This is a genomic window from Pseudomonas sp. GW821-FHT09C09, assembly GCF_059418105.1.
Genome location: NZ_JBWKPF010000002.1, coordinates 95,437 through 117,129, shown reverse-complemented (window position 1 = coordinate 117,129; position 21,693 = coordinate 95,437). Strand labels below are relative to the sequence as shown.

The 21,693-nt window shown below is 57.9% G+C and carries 21 protein-coding genes; 11 read left to right on the top strand and 10 right to left on the bottom strand.

Annotated features, from left to right (window positions below):
• Positions 1-31 precede the first annotated feature (31 nt).
• From AC07NR_RS05615 to AC07NR_RS05590, 6 genes are all read left to right on the top strand, one after another.
• The gene (locus tag AC07NR_RS05615; RefSeq protein WP_495078017.1) at positions 32-964 is read left to right on the top strand and encodes a protein NO VEIN domain-containing protein; all 933 of its coding nucleotides are present in this window, start codon (positions 32-34) and stop codon (positions 962-964) included.
• A gap of 203 nt (positions 965-1,167) precedes the next feature.
• Positions 1,168-1,923: a hypothetical protein gene (locus AC07NR_RS05610; RefSeq protein ID WP_495078016.1), complete on the top strand. Its 756-nt coding sequence runs from the start codon at positions 1,168-1,170 to the stop codon at positions 1,921-1,923.
• Positions 1,924-2,094: 171 nt separating this feature from the next.
• A complete protein-coding gene (locus AC07NR_RS05605) occupies positions 2,095-3,132 on the top strand; it encodes an alpha/beta hydrolase family protein (protein ID WP_495078015.1) in 1,038 nt (345 codons plus the stop codon).
• A gap of 65 nt (positions 3,133-3,197) precedes the next feature.
• On the top strand, positions 3,198-3,521 hold the full coding sequence (locus AC07NR_RS05600) for a gamma-glutamylcyclotransferase family protein (RefSeq protein ID WP_248739433.1): 324 nt from the start codon (positions 3,198-3,200) through the stop codon (positions 3,519-3,521).
• A complete protein-coding gene (locus tag AC07NR_RS05595; protein ID WP_495078462.1) occupies positions 3,496-4,200 on the top strand; it encodes a phytanoyl-CoA dioxygenase family protein in 705 nt (234 codons plus the stop codon). The genes AC07NR_RS05600 and AC07NR_RS05595 overlap by 26 nt, the downstream gene beginning before the upstream one ends.
• 56 nt (positions 4,201-4,256) lie before the next feature.
• Entirely contained in the window at positions 4,257-5,180 is a 924-nt protein-coding gene (locus tag AC07NR_RS05590) for a bifunctional helix-turn-helix transcriptional regulator/GNAT family N-acetyltransferase (protein ID WP_248739432.1), read from the top strand.
• 165 nt (positions 5,181-5,345) lie between these two features.
• Here the strand turns inward: AC07NR_RS05590 and AC07NR_RS05585 are convergent, their stop codons facing one another.
• The 5 genes from AC07NR_RS05585 to AC07NR_RS05565 form a co-directional block, all read right to left on the bottom strand.
• Positions 5,346-6,077 (bottom strand): NAD-dependent epimerase/dehydratase family protein, encoded by a 732-nt coding sequence (locus AC07NR_RS05585; RefSeq protein ID WP_305838661.1) that lies wholly within the window; start codon positions 6,075-6,077, stop codon positions 5,346-5,348.
• A 157-nt stretch (positions 6,078-6,234) separates the two neighbouring features.
• Positions 6,235-7,845: an AAA family ATPase gene (locus tag AC07NR_RS05580; protein ID WP_495078014.1), complete on the bottom strand. Its 1,611-nt coding sequence runs from the start codon at positions 7,843-7,845 to the stop codon at positions 6,235-6,237.
• A gap of 27 nt (positions 7,846-7,872) precedes the next feature.
• Positions 7,873-8,373, bottom strand: coding sequence for a 4Fe-4S single cluster domain-containing protein (locus AC07NR_RS05575; protein ID WP_495078461.1), 501 nt, complete (start codon positions 8,371-8,373; stop codon positions 7,873-7,875).
• A 21-nt stretch (positions 8,374-8,394) separates the two neighbouring features.
• The gene (locus AC07NR_RS05570; protein ID WP_495078013.1) at positions 8,395-9,027 is read right to left on the bottom strand and encodes a DUF2997 domain-containing protein; all 633 of its coding nucleotides are present in this window, start codon (positions 9,025-9,027) and stop codon (positions 8,395-8,397) included.
• A gap of 2 nt (positions 9,028-9,029) precedes the next feature.
• A complete protein-coding gene (locus AC07NR_RS05565) occupies positions 9,030-9,989 on the bottom strand; it encodes a hypothetical protein (RefSeq protein ID WP_495078012.1) in 960 nt (319 codons plus the stop codon).
• A gap of 279 nt (positions 9,990-10,268) precedes the next feature.
• Here AC07NR_RS05565 and AC07NR_RS05560 point away from each other — a divergent pair, with 279 nt between their 5' ends.
• From AC07NR_RS05560 to arsH, 4 genes are all read left to right on the top strand, one after another.
• The gene (locus tag AC07NR_RS05560; RefSeq protein WP_248739427.1) at positions 10,269-10,889 is read left to right on the top strand and encodes a LysE family translocator; all 621 of its coding nucleotides are present in this window, start codon (positions 10,269-10,271) and stop codon (positions 10,887-10,889) included.
• Positions 10,890-10,998: 109 nt separating this feature from the next.
• Positions 10,999-11,346 carry a metalloregulator ArsR/SmtB family transcription factor gene (locus tag AC07NR_RS05555; RefSeq protein ID WP_248739426.1) on the top strand — a complete coding sequence of 116 codons (348 nt, stop codon included), beginning with the start codon at positions 10,999-11,001 and terminating at the stop codon, positions 11,344-11,346.
• A gap of 9 nt (positions 11,347-11,355) precedes the next feature.
• Positions 11,356-11,826 carry an arsenate reductase ArsC gene (locus AC07NR_RS05550; protein ID WP_495078011.1) on the top strand — a complete coding sequence of 157 codons (471 nt, stop codon included), beginning with the start codon at positions 11,356-11,358 and terminating at the stop codon, positions 11,824-11,826.
• Between the two features lie 11 nt (positions 11,827-11,837).
• A complete protein-coding gene (gene arsH / locus AC07NR_RS05545; protein WP_495078010.1) occupies positions 11,838-12,527 on the top strand; it encodes an arsenical resistance protein ArsH in 690 nt (229 codons plus the stop codon).
• A gap of 54 nt (positions 12,528-12,581) precedes the next feature.
• Here arsH and AC07NR_RS05540 read toward each other — a convergent pair whose 3' ends face one another.
• The 5 genes from AC07NR_RS05540 to AC07NR_RS05520 all read right to left on the bottom strand — a co-directional run bounded on the left by AC07NR_RS05540 (position 12,582) and on the right by AC07NR_RS05520 (position 19,019).
• The gene (locus AC07NR_RS05540; protein WP_495078009.1) at positions 12,582-12,932 is read right to left on the bottom strand and encodes a copper-binding protein; all 351 of its coding nucleotides are present in this window, start codon (positions 12,930-12,932) and stop codon (positions 12,582-12,584) included.
• Positions 12,929-16,087 (bottom strand): efflux RND transporter permease subunit, encoded by a 3,159-nt coding sequence (locus AC07NR_RS05535; protein ID WP_495078008.1) that lies wholly within the window; start codon positions 16,085-16,087, stop codon positions 12,929-12,931. Before AC07NR_RS05535 ends, AC07NR_RS05540 begins: the two co-directional genes overlap by 4 nt.
• Entirely contained in the window at positions 16,084-17,331 is a 1,248-nt protein-coding gene (locus AC07NR_RS05530) for an efflux RND transporter periplasmic adaptor subunit (RefSeq protein ID WP_495078007.1), read from the bottom strand. The genes AC07NR_RS05535 and AC07NR_RS05530 overlap by 4 nt, the downstream gene beginning before the upstream one ends.
• Positions 17,328-18,578 carry a TolC family protein gene (locus tag AC07NR_RS05525; RefSeq protein ID WP_495078006.1) on the bottom strand — a complete coding sequence of 417 codons (1,251 nt, stop codon included), beginning with the start codon at positions 18,576-18,578 and terminating at the stop codon, positions 17,328-17,330. The genes AC07NR_RS05530 and AC07NR_RS05525 overlap by 4 nt, the downstream gene beginning before the upstream one ends.
• Positions 18,579-18,677: 99 nt before the next feature.
• Positions 18,678-19,019: a hypothetical protein gene (locus tag AC07NR_RS05520; protein ID WP_367253516.1), complete on the bottom strand. Its 342-nt coding sequence runs from the start codon at positions 19,017-19,019 to the stop codon at positions 18,678-18,680.
• Between the two features lie 156 nt (positions 19,020-19,175).
• On the opposite strand from AC07NR_RS05520, the gene AC07NR_RS05515 reads away from it, so the two are divergent.
• On the top strand, positions 19,176-21,560 hold the full coding sequence (locus AC07NR_RS05515; protein WP_495078005.1) for a DUF3772 domain-containing protein: 2,385 nt from the start codon (positions 19,176-19,178) through the stop codon (positions 21,558-21,560).
• Positions 21,561-21,693 lie beyond the last annotated feature (133 nt).

Below are 21,693 nucleotides of genomic sequence, written 5' to 3'. Positions count from 1 at the left end.
CGTCGTTTCATCCAAACGGACATCGTCACTCATGGACAGAATCGCATTCGTTAAAACCGGTTGGGCTACCTTTTATGAGGGTGACGAAGTGGTGGGCCGGCATGCTCACATCGGCGAGTACAACGAAGCGCATGAGAGATTCAATTTCAGAAAATCCGAGGACGGCAGGTACTACGGATACATCCCCCCAATGGGGAAAAAGCAGAGTGCTCCCAGTCCAAGACAGGCAAGCGGCTGGCTTCTGATATTTGTCGCCGCACGAAATGGAACCGGCCCTCTTACCGTAGTTGGGTGGTATGAAAATGCGGTGTTCGAATACGCTTATCGCGACCGACCAGAGTATGAGGTCGGCGACTTTGAAATGGACATCCAGGGTCATCCCTACAGTTACTGCTTCAGTGCAGACCAAGCCACACTCATTCCTCTACAATTACGTCAGAATGTGGTTTCCGGTGACCATTTCAAGCGCTCGCCAATCATTTATGTGCAAGGCAACGGCTTGAATGATGCTTGGCGACAAGACTTTGCAGAGCTTGCAGAAACGATTGTCGGGCTTGCGCCAGTCATTGCCGAAACCAAGGCACCCACTTTCAAGTTTCCTGATGCCGAACACAGAAAACGCGTTGAAAAGGCAGCGATCGATAAAGCGATCCGGGAGTTCGATAATGAATATCGGGTGACTGATCGTCAGAAAGATAACTGTGGCTACGATCTATTGTTAGTCGACCGAAAGACGGGCGAAGAACTTCACTTGGAGGTCAAAGGGACCAGCACTCAGGTCATGCATTTTTACATGACGCGAAATGAGCAGAAGTACCTGAGTAATCCAAAGTGGCGCCTGTATATGGTGACCGATGCGCTGGATCGCCCTCAAGGCCGACTTATGAATTTTGCAGAAGTCACGACTGTTTTTGACCTCGTACCCTTTGCATGGGAGGGGGTCGCCAAACACCGTGAGACATAATCTCCTGCTTGATCTGCACGGTTTTTCATTGACGCCTCTACAGGTCAGTCGGTGATACCTCTGTTAACACAGAGGTATCTCGAATCAAACTTAATCATGTGGGCGGCCCCATCATTGGGCCCAGCCACGCATAACCGCCCTATCCGCTCTCATGCTCTAACAACAGGTCATGGGAATTACTGATCGATGGTATTACTGAAATCATGGACCACAAAACTACATTGGCGCGCCTTTCTGACGCGGCGGCCTTAATCGCAAGCAATGCGTTTACGGGATGTGCTGCAGCAGTGATTGCGCTGGACACCAGCCCCTCGTCCCAAGGTTTCTTTTCTATTCAAGGTTTGGCCAATTACGCACTTATCGCCTTTATTTTTTATGAGCTACTGGCTTTCGCGCTTTGGCTCTGGAACAGCTATAAAGTAAGAAAACTCCTGACTGAGGACGGATACCGACTGATCCCCCAGTGGAAGGAAAAGGATTGGGAATTGATTTCGGACCCCGTACTGCTTAAACGAGTACGCCAGGCCTTGATAAGAAAAAATGCAGATATGCAAACGGTATGCCTCGCTACTACCTTGATGGCCATCGGAATGATCGCTGCCATGATTCTCGGCAATACCGGGATCACAGCTGAGGGTGGGTTTGTAAGTACTACTGCGAAATTCGCCTATGCATTACCTGTCTTAATATTCTTTATTTTCTTCCCGCTGGGTCTGCATTTGTATGTATCAGGTCGCCGGCTTAAAAAAGGGGCCAACCAATGGATCAGCATTACCCGAAAACCTAACAGTGACGATATCGAGAAAGGCTTTGACCGGGATATCGTGCTTTGCCGCTCTCCGGCCAGCCAAATAAAATGGGGTGGCCATTACCGTGTGATCAAGATTTCAAACTTCGAAAACGGACTGCCACCCAAGAGTAGACGTGATGGAATTGAATGGGCACCTGTGCCACGTTGAGAGCTCAATGCGTTCAGATACCGGATCAAGTTGAATCTAGTCGCGACGATACGAAAACGACCTGTACGACCGCAATTTCTTGTCCAGAATCCGGACAGCGATCTCGTCAGACTGGTAGAACGTCTGGGCAAACGTCCCGTTTGCCCGATTTGATCAAGGAAGAAAAAAACAATGAAAAAAGCTTTCGGCCTCCTGCTTCTGATCTGCCTTTCAGCCAACACAAACGCTGACGAAACACCCATCGGGTTCCGGACTTCTACACTACCGGACGCGCAAAACGACCGTCCGCTGGAAATGGTCGTCTGGTATCCCGCCAGGACCACTGCTACCCCGCAATTGATTGCCGACGATATCGTGTTTGTCGGGACGTCCGCCGTGCGCGATGCGCCACCGACTGCCGGTGAGCATCCGTTGCTGGTGCTCTCCCATGGTTACCGTGGTAATTGGAGCAACCAGGCATGGCTGGCCACAGCCTTGGCCCGTCAGGGATACATCGTGGCGGCGGTCAACCATCCCGGCACCACGACGCATGACCGCAGCCCGAAAGCCGCTGCACAGCTGTGGCAACGACCTGCCGACATCAGCCGCGTCATCGATGCAGTCACCGCTCGACCCGAGCAACTGGGTGCCGTTTCGATGCGTCGAATTGCGGTAGCTGGCCATTCACTTGGCGGCTGGACCGCCCTCGAACTCGCCGGCTCACGGTTCGACCCCGAGCGTTTTGCCAAGGACTGCGCGGTCCATCAAAAACTGGCCAGTTGTTCCGTCTACAAGACGATCAACGTCGCCGCCACAGCAGAATCCAAAAGCCGGATGGGCGCGGACTTGAGTGATAAACGCGTCAGCGCCATCGTGTCACTGGACCTGGGCCTGTCACGTGGCATGACCGACGCAAGCCTCACCGCACTGCCGATTCCGACACTGGTAATTGGCGCTGGCGCGCCGTCCGAAGACCTGCCCGCCCATCTGGAGTCGGCCAATCTTGCCAAGCGCCTGCCTTCGGCATCGTCGCAGTATGTCGAGATCAGCGACGCCAGCCATTTCAGCTTCGTGGCATCCTGCAAGCCCGGCGCCGTGGAGTTGCTTGAAGAAGACTCGCCAGGCGACGGCATCATTTGCGGGGATGGCGGCGGCCGTTCGCGTGAGGTGATCCAGCAACAGGTTGTGGCCTTGATCGACGGGTTTCTGACCCGGTCGGCTCAAAACTGATGGCGCTGTTGCCTGCACATCGACGTTACGTCAGGATTCGTTCCTTTTGATCGGAAGGAGCAATCGTGGAACGTCTCTTCGTTTATGGAACCCTGGGCCCCGGCCGGCCGAATGAGCATGTGATGCTGAACATCGGCGGCACCTGGCAGGCCGCTTCGTTGAAGGGGCGTCTGTCGCACGCCGGCTGGGGTGCGGCGATGGGGTTTCCCGGGCTGGTGATTGCTGAAGATGGCGATGTCATCGAAGGCTATATTTTCTCGTCAGAAAACTTCCAGCAGCACTGGGCGGCGCTCGATGAGTTTGAAGGGGCCGAGTATCAGCGGGTTTTGACCAAGGTGACTCTGGATGACGGGACCGCAACGGATGCCTGGGTCTACGCCCTGCGCTAGACAACTTCACCAAAACGGCTACGCCCTGCTGCGCCGGGCAATCCCGGCTGCATGGCTGACCGGACTACGGAATACGTTCGACACCGGCGTAAAACCCTCAAGCGAATGGCCCGTGCCCCGTGGCATGGATTGGCGCCATTCGCTGCTGGACACTGACCCGACCGTTCAGGCTGTTTGTCGATTGCCACAAGTTCTGGCCGTGGCGGGCGAATTGATCGGCGAACGCTTCTTCCTTTCCCAGGTCGAGGGCCGTGAGCCGCTTGCAGGTGGCGGTCATCAACAATTGCACCGCGACTTGTCGGCGCAGCGCCCCGGCGACACCGCTGTCGCGCTGGTCTATCTCGACGATTACGGCCCGGAGAACGGCGCAACCCGTATCATCCCCGGCAGCCATCGCCCTGCACTCGGCGAGCCCCCATTCGATTTCACTGACGAATCCCGATCCGTGCAACTGACGGGCAACGCCGGCGACATCCTGATTTTCGATGCCGATCTCATTCACGCCGGCAGCCTGAACGCCACCGGCGCCCGTCGTCGCACACTGTTGATCACTTATTTTTCGGAAATGCTCTACGCATCACACCTCGAAACGGTGGTTCTCAGAAACATTCGAATGGACACCAGAGAACGGTTCGATCCGGCAGAGTTTGCCCTGAGAAACGTTGGACAATTCATTTGACTTGATTGCCTCAGGCAACTATATAGTTGCTCAAGGCAACTATCTGAGCATCTGCCATGTCCGCGACTCCATTGATCGAACGAGCCGACATCGTCCGGCAATTCAACCGCTTCTACACCCACCAGATCGGTGTTCTGCAGGAACACCTGCTGCAAAGCGACTACTCGCTGACCGAGCTGCGCATCCTCTACGAACTGGCCTCCGGCGGCGATCTGACCAGCGCCGACCTGCGCCAGATGCTGAGCCTGGACGCGGGTTACATGAGCCGGCTCATCAGCAGCTTCGACAAAAAGGGCCTGATCCAGAAGGTCCCCTCCGCCACCGACGCCCGCGCCAGCCTGTTGCACATCACCGACCTCGGCCGCGAAATCCTCGCCCCGCTGGAACAGGCCTCTCGGCAGGAAGTCATCACCCTGCTCGAACGCCTGGCCGAGCCGCAGCAACTGCAATTGATCGAGTCCATGAAGCAGATCCAGACCTTGCTCGGGAGCGACAAGCAACCGGCCTACCTGTTGCGCGACCCGCAGCCCGGCGACATGGGTCTGGTGGTGCAGCAACAAACCGTGATCTACACCCGCGAATACGGCTGGAACTGGGAGTTCGAAGCGCTGGTCGCCGAAATCGTCGCCAAATACCTGCGCGAGTTCGACCCTGCCAGCGAACGCTGCTGGATTGCGGAAAAGGATGGCAAGGTTGTCGGGTCAGTATTTGTCATCCGGCACGACGCAACCACGGCAAAACTGCGCATGCTGTTTGTGGACGCCAGCGCTCGGGGGCTGGGGATCGGCAATCGACTCGTCGAGGAATGCCTGAGGTTTGCCCGGGATGTCGGGTACAAAAAGATGATTCTGTGGACGACCAGCAATCTGGTGGATGCGCGCAAGTTGTATCAGCGGGCGGGGTTTGAGTTGGTTGAGGAAGAGTCGATATTCAGCTTCGGGAAGGAGTTGGTGAGTCAGACGTGGGCGATTGAGCTTTGATGCTCTGTTTCGTCTGATTCCGGGGTGAAGCGCCCAAGGTTTGTTGAAGGGGACTGATCTATTTTTTAATAATTGATCAGTCCCCTTTCCGCTCCGTTTCTGTCACATCGGCTAATTCGTTCCTGACTCACTCAGGTGACCTGAAAAACACCGCACCCGTTCAGATCAAGCGCGCCCTTCCAGAATCTCGAATGAATCATCAAGTGGCGTGTACCCAATGGTTTTTCTGGTCTGATCAATTGAAAGCCGTTTATAGCGGTTACCCGAGACACCATGAACAACATGGAATCCGCTCAGATCGGCCTCGACGCATCGTTCCAGTAACGCTACAACATCCCTGTAGCTGATAAATGCGGCCACGTCCCGGGAGCTGTGGGTTTCTCCAGCGTGAAATCTGGCGACGTTTGCAATACGGACCGCGATTGTCGTCATTTGACCATCGTTTGCATACATCGAGGCCAGCGCTTCGCCAAAGGCTTTGCTGACCCCGTAAAGATTGCCCGGTTTAGGTGCCATCCATTCATGGATCTGGACGTCTTTCGGATATCCCTCAATCGCTTGGGCACTGCTCGCAAATATGAAGCGCTTGCAGCCTTGCGCTTTGGCGGCGAACAGCATGTTGTAAGTGCCGATAATATTCACAGGCAGCAGGGAAGATGTGAAGTCGGCGTCCGGGTTCGGATCAGCAGCGAGATGGATCACGGTGTGTATGCCTTCGCAGGCCTCTAGACAACTGGCCTGGTCCCTGATGTCGAGAGTGAAACGTTGTGCCGAGTCCGGAAGTGTTACTACGTCTATATCGGCCAGACGCAAATCGGATTTATCGTTTCGCGCAGTCCAGAACGCTCTGCCGATCTGGCCAGAAGCCCCCGTGATCAAAATTTTTGGCGTGCTCATGTCCGTATGTCCTTGTGGTAAACCTCGCGCTAGCCTCTCAGGCTTGTGACCCGCTCACAACATTCAGGATGAGTGGAAGGTTGTGTCTGTGAAAGCGAGCAGGCCTTCAGCCGTAATTTATGCAACAAAGCCTGCCTTACTTGAAAATCACCGCAAATCAAAAATCAATTTGCCTGCCACCGATTTGAGTTTCCGTATCATTCTGACCGGCAACCATGGCCGAAGCGCTGATTGCGTTTTGATTGGCCCAATCACGCAGCTTTGTAAACTCGTCTTTGCGCATTTTGCTCATGGGTACCAAACGCGAAATAGTCGTCTCAAAATCAGCCATGGTCAGGTCACTTGCATCACCGGAGCCACTCATTCGCCGTGAGAACGCTTCGATCAGCGAGTCCCCGACCCACGCTTCGATTTCAGCACCTGAAAGCACAATGTCTTTTCCAAAATTCGACTCGCCTCCCAGAGCAGACAATCGATCCAGATCGAATTTTTCCGGGTCACGTTTCAACTTCTTCAGGTGTATTTCAAGAATCTTCTTTCTTTCTTGTGTCGACGGAAAGTCAACGAAAAATATTTCGTCGAACCGCCCCTTCCGCAACAGTTCCGGAGGCAAGCTATTGATGTTGTTAGCGGTAGCAAATACAAAAACAGGCGCCGTCTTTTCTTGCATCCACGTCAACAGTGTGCCGAATACGCGTGTGGCCGTGCCACCATCGGAGGCTCCTCCGGAAGAACCGGAAAGTCCTTTTTCAATTTCATCGATCCACAGGATGCAAGGCGAAATGGCTTCGGCAGTGTGGAGTGCGGAACGAATATTTGATTCTGAAGAACCCACCACGCCCTGGAAGATTTTCCCCATATCCAAACGCAACAAGGGCATATTCCAGGACGACGATATGCACTTTGCCGTCAGCGACTTGCCGCAGCCTGGAACTCCGGTCAAGAGCAAGCCTTTTGGAGTCTTGACACCAAATTCCTGAGCCATCTGCCCAAAACACTGACTGCGCAAATGGAGCCACTTCTTGAGAGTCGCCAGCCCTCCAACATCTTCGAGATTTACCGTGGAGTCGATGTACTCCAGGATGCCTGTCTTCCGTATGATTTGTTTCTTTTCGAAAAGCAGATCCTTTACGGTACTTTCATTGACACTCAGACTGGATACCAGCGAGCGAGACAGACTGTTGTCAATCTCTAACCCCGTGAGCCCCAACGCGGCGTCAATGAGTTTATCTTTGGTTTCACCAGCCAGGTCGATCTTGACACTACTGTTGCCTTGCCAGGAATTAACAAAGTCATTGACCTGACTTTTAACTTCTTCTCTCGACGGCAAAGGAAAATCAATCAGCGTGATTTCTTTCTGAAGATCATTGGCAATTTCAAAACTTGGCGCCACGATAATGCAATTACTTCGATACCCACGCGAGCGAATATTGATGGCCAGATCCCGAAGCCGACGACGATAGACAGGATTCGAGCTTGGGGTAAGATAATTATGAGCATCACAAAAAACAAAAATGTTTTTGCTACTCTCCTCCTTGGCTCTTTCTTCGCAAAAGTCCAGGGCCATTTTCAAATCAAAGGTTTTATCCCCGGCCACGGCGCCATTGATCTGAACACCCATTGTCGAGTTCCAAACGAACAAACGATGACTGAGCGCCTTGGCGATTTCAGAAATCTCTTTGAGGGCACGTTCTTCCTCGAACGTTTCAATGACCAGAATCGCGTAACGCGCCTTGAGGTAATCGGTTATCTGCTTGGTACGGTTCATGCCTGTTATCCCTGCGCCTGAACTATGTTAGACATGCATCGGAAGGCCGGTCTTGGTAACCCCGGAGTTTGAAACAACAAACTCGACAGGTCTCCCAGCACGAAAAAAGTCAATATCAACCCTATCGCTTGTTTTGATCATTTGTTTGTGCTGATAGGGATGTTTTGCGTTTTGCAGATAGCGGCCTGCCAGCGTCAAGTCTACGGACTTGACAACTCGAATCATGGCCTCATTCTGGAATATCTCTTTTGGCGTATAGCCTGTATAAAGAATCCAGTTCTTCTCGCCATCGACAGCATGTATCAGTTGTTCCAGGGCTGGCGCCTGGTCGAGCGGTTCCCCTCCGGAGAGAGTAACCCCGGCGATGTCCATTGCATTGATCTTCTTTGCCAGTTCATGTACGGACATCAGCTTACTCGCCTCGCGAGCGTGGGTACTCTGATTGAAGCATCCCTTGCAATTCAACGCACAACCCTGCACCCATAATGTCAAGCGCAACCCGGGGCCGTTAACGCTGCTCAAGTCCATGTGATGTACATTGATTTCCATCTAGAAATTGGCCCTGAGAATTTGAAGGGTTTGTTCTTCATGGACTACGGTATAGGCCGGCTTCCACTCAGTGACAAGCTCCGCAGCAGGGCTGGAAAGAAGCGCCTCAAGCTCTTCAGTAAGTTTTGTGCAAATATCGCCTTTAACGCCATGCACTTCTTCCGTCACTTGATCGCCTGTAAAAGTGACATGAATGCTGTATTCGTAACTGGGCCCGAATTCAATCTCAAAGCCTTGAACGGTTTCTTTCACTCTTGATGGAAAACCTGATGCATCTATGCGTTTTACGGCTTCATCGATGGCCACGCTTATATAGGCTTTCTGAAAGCTTGAAGCCAAATCAGACATGATCGCTTCATCGTCGGCCGAAACAGTTTCCCGTTCGATGAGGAGTTTGTACGAGCCCTGCTCAATCTGACAAACAAACAGGCTGAACTCATTAGCTGTCTTGCCACAAATAGCTCTAAATTGCTGCTGGCCCATATAGCCCATTTTGCTCAGCACTTTCTTGCTGAAGTCGCTGGCAAACATTGAAACCAGGCCAGTTGTCGGACGGAGGCCCATCTTGCCGAAAGCTTTGGCAATGGCCTCTTCATCAACATATGAAAATTCAAATTTCGTGCAATGAGACATGATTAAAGCTCCAGCCTGCGGCCGGAAACAGCTACTTCGGCATTCTGGATAGCATTCAACACGTCAGGAGCAACCTCAATATTGCGAACAGGTGCCCCGGCGGCAAGCGCTGCATCAGCTGATACATTTTCTGGAATCGAGGCTGAATTATCGGAGTTGACTACCACCCGACGTCTTTTGGTTGTCTGTGGTGCACCACTATCACTCAGCAGACTTGCATCAATGGTTTCCAGCAGCCCTCGAATGACCATAAACGGGTTTGATGTGAGCTTGTCATAGAGGCCAACGTACAACAAAGCATCGACACCATCATTGAACTCCAATTTAATGGCGTAACTTTGACTGTCGTTACCAATGATACCAATGCCTGAGAGTTGATTCAGGTCCTTTGACAGTTTCGTCCAGGCACTCCCATCAAATGATGCAACAATCAATTTTGTCGCTGTTGCGGCAAAAGCATTGCTACCAGCTTTAACCTCGTCAGCATCAAAATTCTGGTAGCTGAGCAGAATTTTCTCCCCTGCAGAAAACCCCAGAGCGGTGGCCAGATACTCATTGGTCGAAAAATCGACATCCGCGTGAAACTTCAAGCTTTTGGAATAAATATAAAGACCATAGAGACCTGCTATTCCATAGCCTATTGAATTCAACGTATCTTTCGGAGATAAAATGGCAAAAACAGCCAAAATCAAAACAATGATTGCGTAACCGTAATTAATGTATTTTTTCGTACTGAATCTTTTATCTCTATAAAACTTGAACGTTTTTCCAGGAACATATTTTTTTGACGGTGCAAACAGAATGGTACACGCACCAAAAAAGGCCACTGCAATGAACCCCATTATGGCCTGGCGAATTTTCCCTTCTTGCAACCCTTCGACAAATATCCACACTCCGGCGGCGATGAAAGCAGGCAAGGTTGCAAGCACCAAAAGTCCTGCTATTTTGCCTTTGATGTCCATCACCATTTTCCACATCGGGATAGTTTTTATCATTTACAAACCTTTTTTAGTTGGGCTGAAGTGAGTAGCCGCGGGATAGCGATGATGGCTCTATGCTACATGACCGTCTTTGGTTTATCACGTTTCAGGAAAGGCCGCGTTACAGGTGCACCTCTCCTGCGTGGTTTTGTAAATGTCGGCAACTAACTACATAAACTAACGTCCCCCTCATCTCCCTACTGGATCCCCCTGCCTGAAACCGCTACCGTTCCCCCATCCAGAACAGGGAACCCACGCGCCATGTCCATCGCCGACAATCTTCTCGCCTTCACCCTCGCCGCCACGCTGCTGACCCTGACACCCGGCCTCGACACCGCGCTGGTCCTGCGCACCGCGACCGTCGAAGGCAAGCGACAGGCCTTGCGCGCAGCGTTGGGCATCAACGCCGGTTGCCTGTTGTGGGGCGCGGCGGTGGCGTTTGGGCTCGGGGCGTTGATTGCTGTGTCGGAGCTGGCCTACAACCTGTTGAAGTATTGCGGCGCGGCGTATCTGGCGTGGCTCGGGTTGAACATGCTGCTGCGCCCCCGCCGCTCGCTGGCGCCCGCCGAAGCCAATGGCAAGCCGGGAGGCAACTGGTTCTTGAAGGGCATGCTGGGCAACGTGCTCAATCCCAAGGTGGGGATTTTCTACGTGTCGTTCCTGCCCCAGTTCATTCCGCAAGGGCAGCCACTCGTGCCGTGGACGTTCGGGCTGGTGAGCATTCATGTGGTGCTGGGACTGATCTGGTCACTGGTGCTGATTGGCGCGACGCAGCCGCTGTCAGGGTTTCTGCGCCGGGAGAAAGTGATTCGCTGGATGGATCGCACAACCGGGATGATCTTCGTGCTGTTTGCCGCGCGGCTGGCCTTCAGCAAGCGGTAAGCCGCCCAACGCCTTCTATCGACGCGTGCAGTTTCCTCGACTCAAGCGCTTGCCCTATACATATGGATATCCGTATATTCGAAACCCCATATGTATCAAGGGCACGTTCATGCTCACCCCCGCCACCGTTTTCAAATGCCTCGCCGACGAAACCCGCGCCCGGGCCACGCTGCTGATCACCCGTGAAGGCGAGTTGTGCGTCTGCGAGCTGGTCTGCGCACTCGACGACAGCCAGCCAAAGATCTCCCGTCATCTGGCGCAATTGCGCACCTGCGGCCTGCTGCTGGATCGCCGTCAGGGCCAGTGGGTGTATTACCGGCTCAATCCGCAGTTACCGGAATGGGTTCGCGAGATGCTACAGACCACCCTCGCCGCCAACACCGCGTGGCTGGAGGAAAACAGCGCGCGACTCGCCGCCATGGGTGACCGCCCGCTCAATTCATCCGCCTGTTGCTGAGGACCGATCATGCGCGTTCTATTCATGTGCACCGCCAACAGCTGCCGCAGCATCCTGTCCGAAGCGATGTTCAATCACCTGGCACCGCAAGGTTTCGAGGCAGTCAGCGCCGGCAGTTTCCCCAAAGGCCAGGTGCTGCCGCGCAGCCTGTCCACGTTACAGGAGGCCGGCATTTCCATCGCCGGGTTGAGCAGCAAGGGCAACGACGCCTTCGAAGACAATCCGCCGGACATTGTCATCACCGTGTGCGACAAGGCCGCCGGCGAAGCCTGCCCTGCCTACTTCGGCCCGGCCCTGAAAGCCCATTGGGGACTGGAGGATCCGTCGGAAGTGCATGGCGATGAGACCGCTATCAACGCAGCCTTCCACGCCACCCTCACCCGAATCGAAACCCGCTGCCGCGCCTTCCTCGCTCTGCCCTTCGCCGAACTCGACCGCGCCGCCCTCAAGCGCGAACTCGACCGCATCAGCCTGCTTTGACCGGAGCCGTCATGACCGACCTGCCCAATCTCGACCCATCACTGATTCAGAAAACCGCCCGCGACGACGGCCTCCACAAACCACGTATCCTGCTGCTCTACGGCTCGACCCGCCCACGCTCCTTCAGCCGTTTGCTGGTGGAAGAAGCCGCCCGGCTGCTGGAGCACTTCGGTGCCGAGACACGGATCTTCAATCCGTCGGGCCTGCCGCTGCCGGACGACGCGCCCGGCGATCACCCGAAAGTCCAGGAGCTGCTTGCGCTGATGCAATGGTCCGAAGGCCAGGTCTGGTGCTCGCCCGAACGTCACGGCGCGATGTCGGCGGTGTTCAAGGCGCAGATCGACTGGGTGCCGCTGGCGCTCGGCGCCGTGCGCCCGACCCAGGGCAAGACTCTGGCGGTGATGCAGGTCTGCGGCGGTTCGCAATCGTTCAACGTGGTCAATCAACTACGCGTTCTGGGACGCTGGATGCGCATGTTCACCATCCCCAATCAATCGTCGGTGCCCAAGGCCTATCTCGAATTCGATGAAGACAACCGCATGAAACCGTCGGCGCTTTACGACCGCGTAGTGGATGTAATGGAGGAGTTGGTGAAGTTCACGCTGTTGCTGCGTGATCGCCCGGATCTGGTGGATCGTTACTCGGAGCGCAAGGAATCGGCGGAAGAGTTGATGCGGCGAGTCAATCAGCGCTCGATCTGAAGCCCTGAATAAAAAACGGCGCGATGATTCGCGCCGTTTTTTTATATCTCGACCTTACTTGCTGATCGAAACCAGCGTCGCCTTGCTACCCTCCATCCGGAACGAAAACTTCACCCGGTCGCCCACCGCCAACCCGGCCAGTTGTTCCTCAGTCGCGGCAAAGCCCATGGTCATCGGAGGCCACTGCATTGACGCTACGGCGCCATGTGCAATGGTCACAGTGTGCTTCGTGGCATCAATGGCCTTGATCGTACCTTCGGCTTTCGCGGCCGGTGCCTGTTGCGTGGCGGACTGCATCTGCATGCCCTGCATGTCGTCCATCTTCATGCCGGGCATGTCTCCTGCCTGCACAGAAAAAGCGAACGCAACCAGCGTGCCGGCAAAGGTGATCGGGATCAGTTTCATGAGGTTTTTCCTTCAGGTGGGAGGGTTTGAACGGACAAGTGACGACGGCGCATCAGTCGATACGCCGCCGGGATGACGAACAGGGATAACAAGGGCGCCGTGACCATGCCGCCGACCATGGGCGCGGCGATACGGCTCATGACTTCGCTGCCGGTGCCGCTGCCGAGCAGAATCGGCAGCAGGCCGGCGATGATCACGGCCACGGTCATGGCTTTGGGGCGCACGCGCTGCACGGCGCCTTCGCGAATCGCCGCGACCAATCCGCGCTCGGTGCGGTCGCCGCCGTCTTCGCGCTCGGCCCAGGCGTTTTTCAGGTAGAGCAGCATGATCACGCCGAACTCGGCGGAAACCCCGGCCAGTGCAATGAACCCGACGCCGGTGGCCACCGACAGGTTGTAGCCCAGCAGGTAGAGAAACCACGCACCGCCACTCAGGGCGAACGGCAACGTGGCCATGATCAGCAGCGCTTCATCGAAGCGGGCGAAGGTCAGGTAGAGCAGCACAAAGATGATCAACAGCGTGGCCGGAACCACGAGTTTCAGGCGAGCGTTGGCCCGTTCGAGAAACTCGAATTGCCCCGAGTAACTCAGGCTCATGCCTGGCTGCAGTTTCACCTGCTCGCTGACCGCTCGACGCAAGTCACCCACCACCGAAGCGATGTCGCGACCGCGCACGTCGATGTACACCCAGCCGGACGGTCGGGCGTTTTCACTCTTGAGCATCGGCGGGCCGTCCGTGACCCGGATTTTCGCCAGCATGCCGAGGGTGACCTGACTGCCCGAAGGCGTGTAGATCGGCAGTTGCTCCAGGGCGCCAGGTGAATCGCGCCACTCTCGCGGGTAACGGATGTTGATCGGGAACCGTGCCAGTCCCTCGATGGTTTCCCCGACGGTTTCGCCGCCGATGGCCCCCGCGACGATGGACTGCACATCACTGATGTTCAGCCCGTAGCGACCGGCGGCGTTGCGGTCGATATCGACGTCAATGTAGCGACCACCGGTAAGTCGCTCGGCCAGCGCCGAACTGACGCCGGGCACGTCTTTGGCCACACGCTCGACGGTCTGGGTCACCGCATCGATCTGGGCCAGATCGTTGCCGGCGACCTTCACGCCGATGGGACTTTTGATCCCTGTGGCGAGCATATCGATGCGGTTGCGGATCGGCGGAATCCAGATGTTGGTCAGGCCCGGCACTTTCACCACACGGTCCAGTTCTTCCACGAGTTTTTCCGGGGTCATGCCCGGGCGCCATTGCTCGTGGGGCTTGAACTGGATCGTGGTTTCGAACATCTCCAGCGGTGCCGGATCGGTAGCCGTTTCGGCGCGCCCGGCCTTGCCGAACACATGCTCGACCTCGGGCACGGTCTTGATCAAGCGATCCGTTTGTTGCAGCAATTGCGCGGCTTTTTGCGCTGACAAACCCGGCAAGGCCGACGGCATGTACAGCAGATCGCCCTCATCCAGCGGCGGGAGAAATTCGCCGCCCAGGCGCGACACCGGCCACGCCGCACTGATGAACACCAGCAGCGCCACCAACAGGGTGAACTTCGGTCGGCGCAACACCACATCCAAGGCTGGCTGGTAGATCCGGATCAGCCAACGGTTGAGCGGGTTGTGGCGTTCATCCGGAATCCGCCCGCGAATCCAGTAGCCCATCAGCACCGGCACCAATGTCACCGACAACCCCGCTGCCGCCGCCATGGCGTAGGTCTTGGTGAACGCCAGCGGGCCGAACAACCGCCCTTCCTGAGCCTGCAAGGTAAACACCGGGATGAACGAAAGCGTGATGATCAACAGGCAGAAGAACAGCGCCGGCCCGACCTCCGCCGCCGCGTCGGTCATCACCTGCCAGTGACGCTCGCCCTTGAGCTCCTGCCCCGGATTGGCGGCGTGCCACGCCTCGATTTTTTTGTGTGCGTTTTCGATCATCACCACGGCGGCATCGACCATCGCGCCGATGGCGATGGCAATCCCGCCCAGCGACATGATGTTGGCGTTCAGCCCCTGATGACGCATGACGATGAACGCAATCAGCACACCCACCGGCAACGAGATGATCGCCACCAGCGACGAGCGCAGATGCCAGAGGAAGATCCCGCAGACCAGTGCCACAACGATGAACTCCTCGAGCAATTTGTGGCTGAGGTTGTCCACGGCGCGATCGATCAGCTTGCTGCGATCGTAGGTGGTGACGATCTCCACGCCGGGCGGCAGGCTGCTTTTCATGTCCTCGAGTTTGGCCTTGACCGCCGCGATGGTCTCCCGGGCGTTCTTGCCGCTACGCAGGACCACCACGCCACCGACGGTCTCGCCCTGTCCGTCCAGTTCGGTGATGCCCCGGCGCATGTCCGGTCCGGTCTGGATCGTCGCGACATCGCCCAGGGTCACCGGCACCCCGCCGGTGCCAAGTTTGAGCGGGATCGCACGGAAATCATCGAGGGTTTTCAGGTAGCCCGACGCGCGCACGATGAACTCGGTTTCGGCCATTTCCAGCACCGCACCGCCGGTTTCCTGATTGGCCTTGCCGATGGCTTCGCGCACCTGCGCCAGGGTGATGCCGAGGCTGGCCAGTTTTACCGGATCGGGCTGCACCTGATACTGCTTGACCATGCCGCCGAGGGTGGCGACCTCGGCGACATTCGGCAGGGTCTTGAGCTCGAATTTGAGAAACCAGTCCTGCAACGCGCGCAACTGCGCCAGATCGTGCTGGCCGCTGCGATCCACCAGCGCGTACTGATAGATCCAGCCGACCCCGGTGGCATCCGGCCCCAACGCCGGTTTGGCACTGGCCGGCAGACGGCTCTGGATCTGGCTCAGGTATTCCAGCACCCGCGAGCGCGCCCAGTACTGATCAGTGCCGTCCTCGAACAACACGTACACGAAGCTGTCACCGAAGAACGAATAGCCGCGCACGGTTTTCGCACCCGGCACCGAGAGCATGGTAGTGGTCAGCGGGTAGGTCACCTGGTTCTCGACAATCTGCGGCGCCTGTCCGGGGTACGGCGTGCGGATGATCACCTGCACATCGGACAAATCCGGCAATGCATCGATCGGCGTGCTTTGCACCGACCACACACCCCATCCCGTGATGAACAGCGTCGCCAGCAGCACCAGAAAGCGGTTGGCCACGGACCAGCGAATCAGCGCGGCGATCATGGTTGGCTCCCCGATGCTTGGCCGTCGGTCTCAAGCGGCGCGGCGGCGATGCCCTTCAGGCTGGCTTCGGAGTCGAGCAGGAACTGGCCGGAGGTCACGACCCTTTGCCCTTCTTCCAGGCCTTTGAGGATCACCGTTTTGCCGTCGCTCTCGTCGCCGGGCCGCACCTCCACCGGGCGATAGTGACCCGCGTCCTCGGCCAGCATGACCAAGGCACGCTTGCCGGTGCGGATCACCGCTTCGCTCGGCACCCACAGGCTGTCCTGCCCGGTCGAGCGGTTCAGCCGTACTTGAGCGGTCATCCCCGGACGCAAGCGACCCTCGGCGTTGGCCAGTTCGACCCGCACGCGCAGGGTGCGGCTGTCCGTGTTGGTGTCCGGCAGAATCGCGCTGACCTTGCCGTTGAACACGGTGCCGGGAAACGCCGGCAATCTTGCTTCGATGGCTTGCCCTTCGCTGATGGAACCGGCCTGTGCTTCCGGCACCGCAACAGCCAGCCAGACACTGCTAAGCCCGTTGATCCGCGCCAGCGTCTCGCCGCTCGCCACGGTCATGCCGGTGCGCACGTTGAGCTCCTGTATCACGCCGCCCACCGGGCTGGTAACGGTGAGGTTCGGCTGAACCTTGCCGCTGCGTTCCACCTGGGCAATCAGGCTCGACGGCATACCGGTCAGCTGCAAGCGCTGGCGCGCCGCCGAAATCAGCTCCCGGTCGCCGCTGCGCTTGAGGGCCAGAAACTCGGTCTGCGCTGCCGCCCAGTCCGGTACGAGAATGTCCGCCAATGGCGCCCCCGCCGCCAGCACATCCCCCGTTGCCCGGGCGTAGACCCGTTCGACAAAACCGCTGGTGCGGGTCTGGATCACCGCCACATCGCGTTCGTTGAAGGCCAGCACACCGGTCACGTCGAGGCTGGAGGAAAAGCGCCCGCGCACAACCGTTGCCGTGCGCAGCCCCAGATTCTGGGTCAGGCCCGGATCGATGCTGACCGTCGCATTGCCTGCGCCTTCGCTGGCGTATCGCGGCACCAGTTGCATGTCCATGAAGGGCGACTTGCCCGGCTTGTCGAATTTCTGTTGCGGGTACATCGGGTCGTACCAGTACAGGGCCTTGGGTTCGGCACCCTGCTCCGCTGCTGCACCGGTTGCGCCAGGCATGCGCTGATAAGCCACGCCGTAACCCGCAGCGACACCCACCGCAAGGGCGAGGCCGGCCAGCCAGAAACTGTTGCGTTTTGGTAGGTTCACAAGCCTGTCTCCCCATAAGCGAAATGCAGACGCGCAGCGGTCAGTGCGCGCTGTTCTTCCACGTCGATCTGTTTGAGGCGCGCCTCGATGAGTTCACGGCGGGCGCTGACCACGGCGTTCAGATCGCCCTTGCCGGCGCGGTAGCTGGCAAGGCTCAGCTCGACCTTCTCTTTGGCCAGCGGCACCAGGCTTTGCTGGTTGCGCAGCACAGCCCGGTCGAGGCGCGCATAGTCGGCCAGCTCGTTTTCCAGTTGTTCGGTGTGCTCCCGGGACAGGGCTTCGCGCTGAGCCTCGATCTGGCTGAGTTCAGCCTGGCGGGCAGCGATCTTCGGGTTCTGTCGCGATTCGGGAAACAGCGGCAGATCCCAGGAAAACTGCACGCTGACCATGTCGCCGAATTCGCGGCCACGGTGCTGGTAATCCACTTCCCAGCTCCAGTCGGACTTTTTCTCGGACACCGCTTCCTGCACCTTCGCCTGCGCTTCGCGGGCCATGGGCGCAAACGCGGCCAATTCGGGATGGTGTTGCAGTTGATGGTTGAAGGTGGCGGGCTCGACCGACCATTGCGGCAGACTGCCTTCGGGCTTGTCGTTGGCGGCGGTGCCGATCCAGCGCTTGAGCGCCGCCCGGGCCTGGGTGCGTTCCAGCGTCAGGTTGTCTTCTTGCTCCGCCAGTCGGGCGGCTTCCTGCTTCGGCGTCACCGCGTCCGCAGGTTGCGCCCGGCCACCGGCAATCTGCGCCCGCACGGTATCGCTCAGCAGGCGGTTTTCCTTGTAGAAGTCTTGAAGCAGCGCCTGTTTGCGCTCCACCGAATAGCTGCCGATCCACGCCAGCGCGGTGGCCTGACGGACTTTCAGGCGTTCGACGCGACGTTCCGCCGCCGCGCGCTCGACGCCCGCCTCGGCGACTTCGATACGCGCCTTGCGCTTGTCGCCGTTGGGCATGTCCTGGCGCCAGCCGACCATTTGCATGGTCATGAAGTCTTTGTCGAGGCTGTAGCGGTCCGGGCCGCCCACGGGATAGTTCTGCACGCCCAGCACCAGTTTCGGATCGGGCAACTCCCCCGCCGGGATGGCGGCGCTGCTGGCAGCCTGGATTTTTGCATCTTGAGCGTTCAGCGACGGCGCATTGGTTTCCGCCAGCCGCAGCGCTTCATCGAGTGTCAGCGCGGCGGCGAAACCCGGCCACGCAAGCACGCTTGCCGCAAGGCCGGCCGCGAAGGGCCAACCTGTGCACTTGAATTTCATGTTTACGATTCCTGTGATCGTCCGCTGTGCGCGGCGTAAAACACGCACACAGCCAATCCACTCCGCCGGGGCGGAATGAGCTTTTAGGGGAGACAGGAATCAGACGCGGGGCGGTCGCCAGACCCCGGACGGGGTCGCTACGGGCAGGGAATCACTGAAGAAAGAATGCGTCACGGGGCTGAACACGGTGACGGGCGGCTTGAGGATCGCGACTTGCAGCACACCGCCGGTCTTGCACTCCTGGCCTGGCTTGCAGGGTGTGCCGTGGTCGGCAGGACTTTTCATGTCCTTGCAGCAATCCATGCCCATGCCATCCATCATCGCCATGCCCATGGCTTGCATCGGGCAGGGTTCTGTCGGCGCCTGCACGCCCGCCATCCCGCTGAGGGGAAGCGCCAGGCTGATCAGGAAGACGAGACAAAACCGCAGGTAGCGTTTCATGGCCGGAAGTCTAGTTGCGAGAAACGGGATTCACAATCGGATGGCGGCGATATCAGCGGATGAGCATTAAGCCAGGATTAGCAGCGGAAAATCATGCAGCGCTCGAACGATCACCTAACCTCATTGATTGTGTGTTCAACCGGAATCGCCAGTCCCATGCGCAACGCATTGAAGTCATTGATGTTCGTCGCCCTGATCCTGCTCGGTCCGGGGCTGGCCGTGGTGTCGGCCGCAGATTTGTCGCCCTCGCCCGACAGCGGTGCCCCGCTCCCCGGTGTTACCCAGAATGATCTGCAAGCCCTGCAGCAACGCCTCGATGGCCTGAAGCAGCAGATCTCGTCCGCCAACAATTACAACCAGCTCGAAGGCCCGCAGGATCGGGTGCAGGCGTTCATTCTCGACATTGATCGACTGTCGGCTTCGCTGCTGCCACAACAGGCACAACTGACCGTACAACTGGGCGTGCTGGGGGCGGCACCGACGGAAACGGTGGCCGCCGAACAGGCCGATATCGCCGCACAACGAGCGGCGTTGATCGAGCAGAAGAACAAGGTCGATACCGCGCTGAAGAATCTGGCCACGCTCAAGCAGAACGCCACCGACCTGATCACCCAGATCGCCGGCATTCGCCGCACGTTGCTGGAAAGCGAACTCACCCTGCGCACCGACAGCGTGCTCAGCCCTGATTTCTGGTCGCCGATAGTCGATCCCGATCCTGCCGATCGCCAACGCCTGCAGATGTTCGTCGACCAGATCAAGGAAACCGGCACCGAGGCCTGGCAGCCGGGGCAGCGGTTCTACACCGCCGTGCTGGTAGTGTTGTCGTTCATGGTCTGGACCCTCGGCCGAAGGCTCGCCGACCGCTGGCTGGCGTGGGTGTGCATCCATCGCATGCCCGAAGGCCGTTTGCGCCGCAGTTCGCTGGCTTTCGCCTCGGCGCTGGCGACACTGGCGACCACCGCGATTGCCCTGGAGCTGCTGTATTACGCCTGCACCCGGCATGTACCGCTGCCGCCGATGCTGGCGACGTTCTCCGACGAATTCCAGAAAGTCGTGTACGCCTGCGTGATGATCACCAGCCTGAGCCGCGCGTTGCTGTCCACCGAGCACCCATCGTGGCGGCTGCCGGCGATTGCCGAACCGGTGGCCTTGACGCTCAAGCCTTTCGCCAGGGTCCTCGCTGCGACGCTGCTGGTACTGGTAACGGCGGTGCAGGTCGGTAATTCGTCCGGCATGAGCAGCCAGATCGTGATCACCGGCCGTGGCGTGATCGCGCTGGTGGTATTGGCCATCGTCACCGTGCTGCTGATGCGCGTCGGCAAGGTGCGCAAGGCGCTGGCGGCCGCCGGGGATGCGCAGGTGACGGGCAACACCCTGGCCGGGGTGATTTACACCGTGACCACGCTGGCGATGGTCATTTCCCTCGGCGCGTTGCTGACAGGCTACGTATCGCTGGCGCGGTTCATCACCTATGAACTGGTGTGGGCGTTTATCGTGCTGTCCGGTTTCTACCTGCTGATGCAGTTACTAAAGGACAGTTGCGAATACGTCTTCTCGCCCCGCCATTCCAGCGGCAAGGCCTTGAAACAACTGCTGGGCGTCGGCGACCGGCGCCTCGAACAGGCCTCGACCCTGCTGGCCGGCGTGGGCCGGGCGGCGTTGCTGTTGCTGGCAGTGATCACGCTGTTTGTGGGCGGCATCGGCACCACGCTGGGTCAATTGGCCAACAACATCGGCACCATTCTCGGCGGCGCCGGCCTGCGCAAGCTGAACATTGTCCCTGGTCATTTGCTCAACGCGGTGCTTGCGCTTTTGATCGGTATCTACCTGATCCGCGCCCTGCGCCGCTGGCTGGACAACGAATTCCTGCCCAAGACCGACATGGACCCGGGCATGTGCGCCTCGCTCAGCACGCTGTTTTCCAATATCGGCTATGCGCTGGTGGTGTTGCTGACGCTGTCTTCGCTGGGCGTGAAATGGACCAACCTGGCGTGGATCGTCAGCGCCCTGTCGGTGGGGATCGGTTTCGGTCTGCAGGAGATCGTGAAGAACTTCGTCTCCGGGCTGATCCTGCTCACCGAACGCCCGGTCAAGGTCGGCGACCTGATCAGCATCAGCGGCGTCGAGGGCGACATCCGCCGGATCAACGTGCGTGCCACCGAGATCCAGCTCAGCGATCGCTCCATCGTGATCGTGCCCAACTCGCAACTGATCTCGCAGAACCTGCGCAACGTCACCCTCGGCGGCAGCGCCCAGGGCGTGGCGACGCTGGAGCTGATGTTCCCGCTGGACATCGATCCCGAACAGGTCAAAAACCTGCTGCTCGACACCTACAAAGAGCACGAAACCATCCTCGGCAAACCGGCGCCGTTCGTGCGTTTCAGCAAACTTTCACCCGATGGCATCACGTTGACCGTGACGGGTTACGTCGACAGCCCGAGGATTGTCGGCAAGACCAAGAGTGATCTGTTGTTCGAGATACTCAAGCGGCTGTCGGCGGCGGGGATTGAGTTGGCGAAGCCGCCGCAGCCGGGTAGTTGAGGCCCGTCAGCCCAATGGCCCGATACCATCTATAGTCACATCGTTCACCTCATGGGGATTCGTCAGAAGTTTGCTGTTGGCCGTGTTCGATCAGAACTCCAATTCCCCTGACAACCCAAGTGAAAATGGAGAA